Raw genomic sequence first — 11,794 nt, forward strand, 5'->3', positions numbered from 1 at the left:
GCGCCACAGGGGTGAGCGGCGGTCCGGGACGTGGGCTGGATCGCGGCGGCGGCATGGCCCCGCGTCCCGGTCGGCCGGTGGCCGTACCCTCTCCGGTTAGCCCGAGGCGCGGCCCGCGCCCCGGCGCGGCCGTCCGCCGCCGTCTGCGAGGAGCTGCGCGTGACCGACCGGACCACCCTGGAGCAGGAGATCGCCGTCGAGCAGCGGCATCTCGACCGGGTGTACGCCCGCCTCAGCGAACTGCGCCGCTCAGCCGCTCAGGCCGAGAAGGACGGCTACCAACTGGCCCGGGTGGGCAACTTCGGCGCGCTGGTCGAGCGGGACGCGATGGTCTTCCACGCCGCCCAGCGCCGGCACCGGCTCGACGCCGAACACGAGGGGCTGGTCTTCGGCCGGCTGGACCTGCGCGACCGGCAGGTGCTGCACGTCGGACGGCTCGGGGTGCGCGGCGAGGACGCGGAGACCCTGGTGGTGGACTGGCGGGCCCCGGCCGCCGCCGCGTTCTACCAGGCCACCCCGGCGCAGCCGCTGGGCGTGGTGCGGCGGCGCACCATCGGGTCCTCGGCCGAGCGGGTGACCCGGATCGAGGACGACCTGCTGGACCCGGCGGCTGCCCCACCGGACATGGCGGTGGTGGGCGACGGGGCGCTGCTGGCCACCCTGTCCCGGGCCACCGGCCGGGGCATGCGCGACATCATCGCCACCATCCAGCGGGAGCAGGACGAGGCGATCCGCTCCCCCGGCTCCGGGGTGACGATCGTCTCCGGCGGCCCGGGGACGGGCAAGACGGCGGTCGCCCTGCACCGGGCGGCGTACCTGCTGTACTCCGATCGCAGCCGGTACGCCGGCGGCGGCATCCTGGTGGTCGGCCCGTCGGCGGTATTCGTGGAGTACATCGCCTCGGTGCTGCCGTCGCTGGGCGAGGAGACCGCGACGCTGCACTCGCTCGGCTCACTGTTTCCGGGGATGGACGCGACCCGCACCGACCCGCCCGAGGTGGCCGCGGTGAAGGGATCGCTGCGGATGCGGCGGGTGCTTGAGCAGGCTGCGCGGGACGCGGTGCCTGGCGGGCCGGGCGAGCTGCGCCTGCTCTACCGGGGCGCCCTGCTCCGGCTGGACCGCCGGGAGCTGGACGGCATCCGGGACCGGGCGCTGTCCCGGGGGGCCCGCCGCAACGAGGCGCGCCGGGCCGGCTTCGACGGCGTGTTCGCCGCGCTGTGGGCCCAGGCCCGGCGGATGAACGTCGGGCGGCTGCCGGAGCAGCGCGCGTTCGAGGACGAGATCGCCGAGCGGTCCGAGTTCCGCGAGTTCCTCAAGGCGTGGTGGCCCCGGCTGCACCCCCGGCACGTGCTGGGCTGGCTGGCCCGCCCGGACCGGCTGCGCCGGTACGCCGGGGGGATCCTGTCCCGGGCGGAGATCGGTCTGCTCACCGAGGCCTACCGGACGCTGGACGCCGAGGGGCTCACGATCGCCGACATCGCCCTGCTGGACGAGTTGGACGCGCTGCTGGGCAAGCCGATGCAGCCGAAGCGGGCCAAGCGGGACCCGTTCCAGCTCGCCGGGGGCGTGCGGGAGCTGAGCACGCAGGCCGACCGGCAGCGGGCGGCCCGGGAGGCGGCCCGGCAGCGTCCGGAGGACTACCGCGACTACGCGCACGTGGTGGTCGACGAGGCGCAGGACGTCTCCCCGATGCAGTGGCGGATGGTCGGCCGGCGCGGCCGGCTGGCGTCCTGGACGGTGGTGGGCGACCCGGCGCAGACCGCGTGGACGGGCGCGGAGGAGGAGCTGACCCGGGCCCGGGACCAGGCGCTGGGCCGGCGGCGCCGGCACCAGTTCGAGCTGACCACCAACTACCGCAACTCGGCGGAGATCTTCGCGGTGGCGGCGGCGGAGATCCGCCGGCTCTACCCGGACCTCAGGCTGCCCAGCGCGGTGCGGTCCACCGGCGTGGAGCCGGTCGTGCTGACCGTGCCGCCGGCCGAGCTGGAACGGGCCACCGTCGCGGCGGTCGCCGCGCTGCTCCGCGACGTGGAGGGGACGGTCGGAGTGATCACGCCGGTGCCGCGCCGGGACGAGGTCGCCGGCTGGCTCGCCGGCCTGGCCGCGCCGCGCCTACAGGTGGTGACCAGTCTCCAGGCCAAGGGCATGGAGTACGACGGGGTCGCGCTGGTCGCCCCGGCCGAGATCCGGGCCGATCCGGGCTCCGGCGTGCGGACGCTGTACGTGGCGCTGTCCCGGGCCACCCAGCGGCTGACCACGATCGATCCGACCGGCTGACCGGCCGGCACCCACGTCCCCGGTCGGACGCCCGACTTTTACTTGCATACATAGCGATGTGAGCATACATTAAATCGGGTTCGGATCGGGGACGGAGGGTGTTGGCGTGGGCGCAGGTCATGACCACCACGGCGCGGTGGCGAACGCCGCAGACCGCCACTCAGGGCGACTCTGGGCGGCCTTCGGGCTGCTCGCCACCCTGATGATCGTCGAGGCGGTGGCCGCGTTCGGCACCGGCTCGCTGGCGCTGCTCTCCGACGCCGGGCACATGTTCACCGACGTGCTCGGCATCGGCATGGCGCTGGCCGCGATCACCGCCACCCGGCGGGCCACCGCCGACCCTCAGCGCACCTTCGGGCTCTACCGGCTGGAGGTGCTCGCCGCGCTCGGCAACGCCGTCCTACTCAGCGGCGTCGCGGTCTACGTCCTCGTCGAGGCGGTCCGCCGGTTCGGCGACCCGCCCGAGGTGACCGTCGGCCCGATGCTCGTGGTGGCGACGCTGGGCCTGCTCGCCAACGTCGCCGCGTTCGCCCTGCTGCGCAGTGGGGCGAAGGAGAGCATCAACATGCGTGGGGCGTACCTGGAGGTGCTGGGCGACCTGCTCGGGTCGGTCGGGGTGATCGGCGCCGCGGCGCTGATCGCCGTCACCGACTGGTGGTGGGCGGACCCACTGGTGGCCGTCGCGATCGGCGTGTTCATCCTGCCCCGCACCTGGCGGCTCGGGCGGGCCGCGGTGCGCATCCTGGTGCAGGCCGCGCCGGAACACCTCCAGGTGACCGCGGTGCACGACCGGCTGGCGGCGGTGCCCGGCGTGGTCGAGGTGCACGACCTGCACGTCTGGACGCTGACCTCCGGCATGGAGGTCGCCTCGGCCCACCTGACCATGGCGCCGGACGCCGAGGTGGGCGCGGTGCTGACCGCGGCCCGCACCGCCCTGCACGAGGACTTCCACATCGAGCACGCCACGTTGCAGGTGGAGCCCGGGGCGTCGGCGGGCCCCTGCGGGCCGACCGGCTGGTGATACCCACACCCATCAATTAAGTGGTGTATTGTGCCTGCATGCCGGTTTTGACAGTATTGGCCCACGCACCGTCCGCCACGGAGACAGCGGGGGTCTCATCCGCACCGGTAAGCTCTCATCCGGCCTCCGCCGGGCGGCGCCCTCCGGCGCCTGCGGTGGCCGCCGCCTAATCGCCTCCTGGCGAGCCGGGGAACCATGTTCGTGGGGTGCATCCGCCTGAGTGGTAGGGATCTTCCGTCCCGAACCCGTCAGCTAACCCGGTCGGCGACTGACGGAAGGACATACGTATGCCAGTAGTGGCACCTGTACGAAGGACCGCCGCCCGGATGGCGGCGATGCTGGTGCTGACGCTCGCCGTCGGCCTCGGGTTCGGGCCGGTGGCCCCGGCCGGCGCGGCCCCACCCACCGGCCTGCGCGCCCCCACGCCCGGCCAGGACGAGGAGGGCGGCACCCCCGCCCTGCGCGCCCAACTCGAAGCGGCCAGCAAGGGCTACCTGGACGCCAAGAGAGCCCTGGCCAGCTCGGTCAAGCGGCAGCAGCAGCTCGGCAGCCAGCTCAAGACGGTCGAGGCGGAGCTGACCGTACGCGGCGCCAAGGTCGACGAGATCGCCGGCGTGGCGTACAAGTCGGGCCGGCTCAGCCCGGTGTCCGCGCTGCTCAACAGCACCAACCCCGCAGGCTTCCTGGACCGGGTCGCCGCGCTGGACGCGGTCGCCACCAACGAGGACCGGGCGCTGCGCGACCTGCTGGAGACCCGGGACCAGGCCGCCAAGACCCGGCTGGCCCTCGACGGGGAGATCCGCGAGCAGCGCAAGCAGGTCACCGTGATGGCCAAGCGCAAGGATCAGGCCGAGCAGGCCCTGACCGTGGCCAACGAGAAGGCCAGCACCAGCGCCAGCGGCGACGGGGCCAACCGGGGCACCTCCAGCGCGAACGCCACCCCGGCGAAGCGCAACTCCGACGGGTCCTGGCCGTCGGAGTCGTGCAGCGTGAACGACCCGACCCCGGCCAACGGCTGCATCACCCCACGGACGCTGCACGCGCTCCAGCAGGCCAAGTCGGCCGGCTTCACCCGGTACGTCTCCTGCCACCGGCCCAGCGGCTCCGGCGAGCATCCCAAGGGACGGGCGTGCGACTTCGCCGCCCAGAAGGGCGGCTTCGGCGGGGTGGCCTCCGGCGGGGACCGCACCTACGGCAACAACCTGGCGGCGTACTACATCCGCAACGCGGACAACCTCGCCGTGCTGTACGTGATCTGGTTCAGGCAGATCTGGCTGCCCAGCAGCGGCTGGAAGTCGTACAGCGGGGGCAACGGGGACCCGTCCAGTGACCACACCAACCACGTGCACCTGTCGGTGTACTGACCGCGCGGCGTGTGGCCCCCGCCGTCCGGGGGCCACACGCACAAGCCGTGGGCCCGGCCGCGCCGCTCAGGCCGGCTGGGCCGGGCCGTCCCCGGCGCGGTCCAGCACCTCTCCCAACCTCCGGGCCAGCCCGAGATGCGCCGACCGGGCCTGCCGGAAGGCGTACCGGAACAGCGGCGCCGGGGCGGCAAGGGTGATCTCCACGTCGATCCGGACCACCCCGCCCGGCTCGTCACGCAGCCGGGTGCGGTTGCGCACGGTGGTGGCCGGCCGCTGCCGGGCCACCGTGACGATCTCGTCGTCGGTGGCGACCAGCACGTCCGCCTGGTACGTCACCGGGAAGCGCAGCGGCCCGGCGGCGAGCCGGTCGGTGATGGCATAACTGACCCGGGCGCCCGGCCGGGGCGGCAGCCGGCGCACCCGCGTGATCAGCGGATGCAGCTCGCCCTGCCGGGCCGGGTCGCCGAGCAGCGCCACCGCCTCGGCCCGCGGGCAGCGGGCCTGAACCGAATACTGGAAGGTGTCTCGCCGAAGCACGTCCCGATCGTCCCCCACCCGACCCCCGGAGGGAAGGACCACCGCCCCGGCCACGGTGAACCGGCCCATAGGTGACCGGCCCATAGGTGACCGGCCCACGGTGAACCGCCCCGGGGGGGCACCCGGCGCGGACGGCCGTCAGGCGCCGGGCAGCACCTCGGGGGTGGCAGCGCCGGCACCCGCGTAGTAGGGCTCCGGAGCGCCGAACAGGCCGAGCAGCCCGGTCACCCAGAGCTGCCGGTGCACGAACCGGCTCGGCTCGGTGACGACCAGCTTCACGCTGCTGACCTCGGCGGTCTGGAAACCAGCCACCATCGCGCTGATACCGACGGAGTCGATGAAGGTGACGAGGCGCATGTTGAGCTCGATGCGGGCGGGACGCCCCTTGGCGAGCACCTCTGCGATGGCTTCGCGCACCTCGTACGCGGTGTCGACGTCGATTTCGCCGCGCGGGACGATCTCGATGACACCACCCGACAGTACCGATTTCACGATCGACAGGCTCACGCGAGCACCTCCACTCGCCCGTTCACGGGCGCCTCATCAGTACGCGGGCCGCGACCGAGAGTATTCCTCCGATGGCCTCGGTCGCCACCCCTCGGGATGAGCAATTCATGGATCAGGGCACAGCGGGCCGGCCCTTATCCGGACTTTTCACGTCCTGCTCAGCGGACGATCGACCCGGAGCCGACGTCGCCGACCCAGGGTAACGGTGACCCCCGACCTTCGCGCGCACATTGTGCGCCGGGCGCGCCCCGCCCCGCCCACAGCGGACCGGGTGAGAGAGCTCACCGCCGCCGTTGCCCGCCCCGCCTACGCTCGGTGGCGCCCGTCACCCGTACCACGGAAGGACCACTCATGATCCGGAGACTGGCCGGCCTCGCCGGCGTCGGCGCACTGCTCGCTCTCATGCTGGCCTGCGGCTTCGGCGGCGCGGGTGACGACGACGATGACGACGACGGCGACGACTTCGCCCGTGGCGCTGCCGTGGTGTCCGTCCGCTGACCGCCGCCGGACGGACCGCCGCCGGACGGGCCGGGTTTGCGGCCGGATCCGGCGGGGCACTGCCCGAGTGGGCGGACGGGCCCGCCGGACCATGCCGGTGGGCGGGGCGCCCGAGCCCTGCCCTAGCCGAAAAGCCGAAGTGGCCGCAAGCTTCGGCACCCCGAGGAGGTAAGAACGATGTTCGGAACCGATCTGCTGGAACGCCGCAGCAAGCCCGAGCGAATCGCGGACCAGGCGTGGCAGCACCTGGTCTCCGCCGTCAGCTCCGCCGGGGACAACGTCCGGGACACCGCCCGTTCGGCCCGCCGCAACGGTTCGGGCCTCGCCGACGATGCCGGTGACCTGGTCGGCTCCGCGGCCGAGACGGCCCGCCGCCGGGCGTTGCTGGCCTTCGACGCGCTCGCCGGCCGCCGCCCGGCCCTGCCCTGGACGCTGCTGATCGGCGCCGCGCTGGTCGGCGCGGCGGTCGGCTGGGCCGCGGGGTCGGCCGCGCGGGCCGCCGGCGGCCGGGGCGGCCGGGACGCCGACGACATCGAGTTCGTCGACGTCGACCGGCCCGACTCCCCCGTCGGCCTCGAAGGCTGACCCGACCGGCCCCGGCGGCGCGGCGATGATCTCCCGCCGCGCCGCCGGGCCGGCTGACCGGTTACGGGAGCCGGTCCGGTCGGGGCCCGGACGCCGGGCCGTGCCGGTGGCTAGCGGGCGAGGGTGGCGGTGCAGCTCAGCACCGGCACCGAGTTCGCCCCGGTGAAGCTGCCGAGGAAGCCGAAGCTGGTGCTGGCGCCGGTGCCGAGGGCACCGTTCCAGCCGGCGTCCCGCACCACGACCTGGGCGCCGGTCTGGGTGAACGAGCCGCCCCAGAGCTGGGTGAGCCGCTGCCCGTCGGCGTAGTTCCACGCCACCGACCAGGCGCTGCTCGGTGACCCGGTGTTCCTGACGGTCACCTCACCCTGGAAGCCGCCCGACCAGGAGCCGGTCACCTTGTACGTCGCCGTGCAGCCGCCGGCCGGGGCCGGCGTGGTCGGCGACGGCGGGGGCGTCGTCGGCGGGGGCGTCGTGGGTGCCGGGGTGGTCGGCGCGGGCGTGGTCGGCGACGGGCTGGGCGTGCCGCCGAGCCGGTCGGCTACGAGGATGCCCCGGCCGTTTGTGCCCAGGTAGACCCGGCCGTAGATCCGGGGGTCGCCGGTCAGCGCCTCGCCCGCGTTGCCGTACCGGTGCTTGTCGTCGTTGATCCGGACCCAGCTCACGCCGGCGTTGTCGGACCGGAACACGCCGTGCTGGCCGTCGACCGTGCCGAAGGTGAACAACGCCGGGTACGTCTGCCCGGGGGCCGCCTTGCCGAAGCCGACGTTCACCGCCGACGACACGTTGGCGAGCTTGGTGAAGGTGGCGCCGGAGTCGGTGGAGCGCCACAGGCCACCCTCGCCGGCCAGCCAGATGTCGCCCTCCCTGCCGGGCAGTGCCTTGAACTTCACATTCCCCGTGGTCGGCAGGCCGGTCGCGGCCGACGCGGCGAAGCTGGCCCCGCCGTTGGTGCTCACGTAGAACCTGCCGCCGCCGAAGCCGTAGAACTTGTTCTTGTTGACCCGGTCGGACTCGACCACCGCGTTGGCCGGAATGCCGGTCGCCGGGGCCCACGAGGTGCCGAAGCCGACCGAGCGGACCACGGCCTGACCGGCGTCGCCGGGCGCCCAGACGAACTGGCTGCCGTCGGCGGACGCGGCCACCGTGCCGCCGCTGTTGATTCCGGACGGCTCGCCGCCCTGGAACCAGTTTCCCCCGCCGTCGGTGGAGAACGCGACGTGGCTGTCGCCCGGCCGGTCCGCGTCGGCGAAGTTGCCGGCCCGCACCAGCACCGACGGGTTGGTCTCGGCGTAGTCGAGGCTGGTGGTGCTGGTGAAGTTCGGCTGGGTGAACATCATCGGCGGCACGGCCGCGAGGTCGGTGTGCCGGAAGCCGCCGATGTCCCCGAGCGCACTGACCAGCGGCGCCCCGGACGGCGGGCTGACCAGGTCGAGCACGGCGGTCTCCTCCAGCCCCTTGACCATCGGCTTGATGGTGAGCTGGCCGCCGGTGTCCCACCTGGTCAGGTCGGTGCTGCCGTAGATGGTCGCGCCGGTGCCGTACAGGAAGCGGTTGGAGTCGAACGGGTCGATCTCCACCGACTCGTTCATCCAGCCCAGCTTCGGGGTCTCCTCCGGCGGGGACGGGTTGCTGCCGAAGGTCAGCCACGGCACGGAGCTGACGTCCATCGTGTACTTCTTGGTCTTGTTCGGGTAGCTGCCCCAGTCCCAGATCCGGGTCCAGGTCGCGCCCCCGTCGGTGCTGCGCCAGAAGATGGCGTCCGGCCACCAGGAGATCTGGGTGGCCACCATGAGGGTGTTCGGCTTCTGCCGGTCGATGGTCAGCCCGGAGTAGCCGAAGTACGCATCGGTGCTCGACGACGGGATCGGGCTGATCCGCGTCCACGCGCCGGTGGCCCGGTTGAACTTCCACACGTCGCCCTTGGCCCCGTCGTACGGGCCGCCGGTGTCGCTGGTGGCGATGTAGAGGTAGCCCCCGACCGGGTCCACCACGCCCTTGTGGGCAAGGTACCCGGTGGGCTGGCCGGCGATCCGCTCCCAGGTCGTGCCGCCGTTGGTGCTGCGGTAGACCGGGTTCTCCTTGTCCGCCACGCCGACATAGACGGTCTGGGTGGCGGTGCCGGCCGTGCCGGTGCTCTTGTCGAAGCTGACCCAGGTCAGGCCCTGGTTCTGGCTCTGGTAGCCGCTGCTGTCGTTCGGGTCGGCCCGGTAGTTGCCGACGTTGGGAAAGTTCGCCACCTTGGCCCAGGTCGCCCCGTAGTCGGTGCTGCGCCACAGGCCGTTGCCGCCCTCGGCGCCGTAGTACAGGATGCTGTTCCTGTTCGGGTCGACCGCCAGCCGCTCGCCCATCCCCCGGCCGGGCATGTTGCCGCCGTTCTTGAACGGCAGCGCGGTGACCTGCCAGGTGGCGCCCTTGTCCGTCGAGCGCAGGATCGCGCCGTTGTTCGGGTCCCAGTCGTTGGTGTACATGCCGACGGCGGCGTACACCCGGCTGGTCTGCACCGGGTCGGTGGCCAGGCTGACCACGCCGTTGTATCCCCACTTGTCGGCGTCGACCCAGTCGAGCAGCGGCGTCCAGGACTGGCTGGCCTGCTCCCAGCGGTACGCGCCGCCGATGTCGGTGCGGGCGTAGATCAGGTTCTTCTCGGTCTGGTTGAAAACGATGCCGGGGACGAAGCCGCCGCCGTCGATCCGGACGTTCTTCCAGGAGTACGGCTCCGCCGCTGCGGCGGCGGCCGGGGCGGACGGGGCGACGGTGAACTGAACGGCCACGACTGCCGTGGCGGCGGCCAGCACGGTGGTGACCGCGCCGACGAGACCTCTCCGCATCTGCGGTTCCTCTCGGGATGCCCGTGGGGGTGGGGTACGAGCACGACGCGCGGCGGTCGACGGACGGCCGCGCCCTGGCGCGTCGAGGTGGGGGGAGCGGCCCAGGCTCCCCACCGGCATGCGTGGCTCCCGCTGCCGAGGAAGGAATTCACAGTAGCCTCTCCCCCGACCAGTTTGGAAGCGCTCCCACAACGTCGGTGGACCGGCGCGGGCCACGCCCTGCCCGGGGCGGGGTCGCGGAGCGCGGTGGCGGCTCAGCCCGGGCCGCCCACCGCGTCGGCGGCTCAGTCGAGGTGGTAGACGAGCCCGTCGCCGACGGTCTCCCGCCGGATGCCCAGCCCGTCCACCGGCCGGGCCGCCGCGTCGGCCCACGGCGTGCCGGCCGCGTACGCCGGCAGCAGCACCACCGTGCGCACCCCGAGCCCTCGCAGGTACGCCACCGACGTCGCGTCGGGGAAACCCCCGCTCGCCGCCCGGATCTGCTGCTGGCCCGCCGGGGTGAACGAGGCCAGCCCGTTGACCACCTTCGGGAAGCCGTCGGTGGACCAGAGCATCACGTGGAACTCCCGGATGCCGTCGCTGGGTAGCACCAGCGCCGGCCCGCGCAGCCCGTGCAGCGCCGCCGGCTGCACCGGGGCGGGCACGTGTGGGGTGCGGTTGACCCCCTCGGCGAGCACCAGCAGCATCGGGAGCACCAGCACCGCCTGCCCCCAGCGCCGCCACCGGCTGCCGGGCGACCCCGGCTCCGGGTCCGGCTCACGGACGGTCAGCGCCCCGGCGGCCAGGACGCCCAGCAGCAGCGTCGTCCAGAGCACCAGCCGACCCGGGGTGCGCACGCCGTCCCAGCCGGGCACGTGCTCCACCAGGGTGACATAGCCGGGGTCGCCGTCGCCGAACAGCGTGGTGCCGGCGGCCAGCGCCGCGCTGACCAGCACCCCGGCGGCCAGCGCCAGCCGGTGCCGCAACCGCCACGCCGAGACGAACAGCCCGGCGGAGGCGAGCCCGATCAGCACCATCCCGGGCAGCAGGGTCATCTCCCCGGCGAAACTCAGGGTGGCTCGGGCGGCGATGTGCCGCTCCCCCCACAGCCAGGACTCCGGCGGCGCGGTGAGGAAGCCGCGCAGCGGTGGGGAGAACATCGCGATCTGTTCGACCGTACGCCGGCCGGACGGGTGCCGGGCCACCACCTCGAAGTAGGGCGAGGCCATCAGCAGGGTCACCCCGGCGAAGAAGGCGCCGCCGGCCAGGTCCGCCACCAGCAGCCGGCGCGGGAACGCCGGCCGGGCCCGCCGCCACCACGACCAGCCGTACCCGCCGGCCGCGCCGAGGCAGAGCAGCCCCAGCGCGTACGCGAAGGGCAGGCCGATGCCGAAGCCGAGGCTGACCTGCCAGGCGGCGACCAGCCAGCCGGCCCCCGCCCAGCCCGGCCGGGCCCGGTCCGGCCGGTACCCGTGCCGCAGCGACCAGCCGTGCCCCCGAGCGAGCATGGCCAGCGCCAGCGCGATCCCGCCGATGCTGAGCACGTGCAGGTGCCCGGCCTGGGCCAGCTTCCACGGCGCGTACGCGAAGGACGCCCCGGCCACCGCGGCGCCCGCCCAGCCCGCGCCGAGCTGCCGGGACAGCGCGTACGCCCCGACGAAGGCCAGCGCGTGCACCAGCATGTACAGCAGGTTGTAGCGGACCACGGCGGCGACCGGCCCGTGCCCGATCATCCCGAACGGGGCGTAGCCGAGCAGTGTGTCGGAGTATGCGTAGGTGTACGGCTCCGGCCAGAACGTGTTCGAGTGCCAGACGTGCACCGGGTCGGTGAGCAGGGCGTGTCCGCCCCACGCGACCTGCCACGCCTGGAGCGTCGGGTCGCCGGTGTCCTGCGGGATGGTGCCGGCCAGGTCGCGCAGCGTCGGCCAGGTCAGCACGGCGGCGAGCAGCAGCGAGCCGAGCACCGCGAGGGTCCACTCGTGCCGGGCCAGCAGGCCCAGCCGGGCGGCCGCCGCCCGGCCCCGCCCGGGGCCCCACCGCCCGGGGGCGGCGACCGGAGCCGCCACGCGAACCTCACCCATCGCTCACTCCCCGCCGCCGACAGTCACGCCGCCCACAGATGGTGCCGGACTCGGCGGGTCCTTGTCGACGCCCGGCCGCCTCCCGCCGCCCCGGGACCGGCCGTGCGCGGCCCTCCC

The 11,794-nt window shown here is 73.8% G+C and carries 9 protein-coding genes and 1 riboswitch; of the genes, 5 read left to right on the forward strand and 4 right to left on the reverse strand.

Annotated features, from left to right (window positions below):
- The first annotated feature begins 159 nt into the window (after positions 1 to 159).
- The 3 genes from ACH4T9_RS13315 to ACH4T9_RS13325 all read left to right on the forward strand — a co-directional run bounded on the left by ACH4T9_RS13315 (position 160) and on the right by ACH4T9_RS13325 (position 4,662).
- Complete coding sequence (locus ACH4T9_RS13315; protein ID WP_396671312.1) at positions 160 to 2,277, forward strand: HelD family protein; 2,118 nt, start codon at positions 160 to 162, stop codon at positions 2,275 to 2,277.
- 106 nt (positions 2,278 to 2,383) lie between these two features.
- The gene (locus ACH4T9_RS13320) at positions 2,384 to 3,298 is read left to right on the forward strand and encodes a cation diffusion facilitator family transporter (RefSeq protein WP_396671313.1); all 915 of its coding nucleotides are present in this window, start codon (positions 2,384 to 2,386) and stop codon (positions 3,296 to 3,298) included.
- 153 nt (positions 3,299 to 3,451) lie between these two features.
- Positions 3,452 to 3,581: riboswitch (cyclic di-AMP (ydaO/yuaA leader) on the forward strand.
- Positions 3,582 to 3,585: 4 nt separating this feature from the next.
- A complete protein-coding gene (locus ACH4T9_RS13325; RefSeq protein ID WP_396671314.1) occupies positions 3,586 to 4,662 on the forward strand; it encodes a coiled-coil domain-containing protein in 1,077 nt (358 codons plus the stop codon).
- Between the two features lie 66 nt (positions 4,663 to 4,728).
- On the opposite strand, the gene ACH4T9_RS13330 is transcribed toward ACH4T9_RS13325, so the two are convergent.
- Both ACH4T9_RS13330 and ACH4T9_RS13335 read right to left on the reverse strand, forming a co-directional pair.
- Positions 4,729 to 5,199, reverse strand: a complete 471-nt coding sequence (locus ACH4T9_RS13330) for an SRPBCC family protein (protein WP_396671315.1) — start codon at positions 5,197 to 5,199, stop codon at positions 4,729 to 4,731.
- Positions 5,200 to 5,337: 138 nt separating this feature from the next.
- Positions 5,338 to 5,706, reverse strand: a complete 369-nt coding sequence (locus ACH4T9_RS13335) for an STAS domain-containing protein (RefSeq protein WP_350889171.1) — start codon at positions 5,704 to 5,706, stop codon at positions 5,338 to 5,340.
- Between the two features lie 351 nt (positions 5,707 to 6,057).
- Here ACH4T9_RS13335 and ACH4T9_RS13340 point away from each other — a divergent pair, with 351 nt between their 5' ends.
- The gene (locus tag ACH4T9_RS13340) at positions 6,058 to 6,204 is read left to right on the forward strand and encodes a hypothetical protein (protein WP_396671316.1); all 147 of its coding nucleotides are present in this window, start codon (positions 6,058 to 6,060) and stop codon (positions 6,202 to 6,204) included.
- Positions 6,205 to 6,381: 177 nt separating this feature from the next.
- Positions 6,382 to 6,789, forward strand: coding sequence for a hypothetical protein (locus tag ACH4T9_RS13345; RefSeq protein WP_396671317.1), 408 nt, complete (start codon positions 6,382 to 6,384; stop codon positions 6,787 to 6,789).
- Positions 6,790 to 6,899: 110 nt separating this feature from the next.
- On the opposite strand, the gene ACH4T9_RS13350 is transcribed toward ACH4T9_RS13345, so the two are convergent.
- Both ACH4T9_RS13350 and ACH4T9_RS13355 read right to left on the reverse strand, forming a co-directional pair.
- Positions 6,900 to 9,617, reverse strand: coding sequence for a cellulose binding domain-containing protein (locus ACH4T9_RS13350; protein WP_396671318.1), 2,718 nt, complete (start codon positions 9,615 to 9,617; stop codon positions 6,900 to 6,902).
- Positions 9,618 to 9,901: 284 nt separating this feature from the next.
- Complete coding sequence (locus ACH4T9_RS13355) at positions 9,902 to 11,677, reverse strand: hypothetical protein (protein ID WP_396671319.1); 1,776 nt, start codon at positions 11,675 to 11,677, stop codon at positions 9,902 to 9,904.
- Positions 11,678 to 11,794 lie beyond the last annotated feature (117 nt).

The sequence above is a fragment of the Micromonospora sp. NPDC020750 genome (assembly GCF_044334565.1).
Taxonomy (GTDB): domain Bacteria; phylum Actinomycetota; class Actinomycetes; order Mycobacteriales; family Micromonosporaceae; genus Micromonospora.

What these genes read in the sequence shown, in the direction of transcription:
- ACH4T9_RS13325 (WP_396671314.1), top strand. Translation starts at nt 3,586, where the DNA reads ATGCCAGTAGTGGCACCTGTACGAAGGACCGCCGCCCGGATGGCGGCG.
- ACH4T9_RS13340 (WP_396671316.1), top strand. Translation starts at nt 6,058, where the DNA reads ATGATCCGGAGACTGGCCGGCCTCGCCGGCGTCGGCGCACTGCTCGCT.
- ACH4T9_RS13345 (WP_396671317.1), top strand. Translation starts at nt 6,382, where the DNA reads ATGTTCGGAACCGATCTGCTGGAACGCCGCAGCAAGCCCGAGCGAATC.
- ACH4T9_RS13350 (WP_396671318.1), bottom strand. Translation starts at nt 9,617, where the DNA reads ATGCGGAGAGGTCTCGTCGGCGCGGTCACCACCGTGCTGGCCGCCGCC.
- ACH4T9_RS13355 (WP_396671319.1), bottom strand. Translation starts at nt 11,677, where the DNA reads ATGGGTGAGGTTCGCGTGGCGGCTCCGGTCGCCGCCCCCGGGCGGTGG.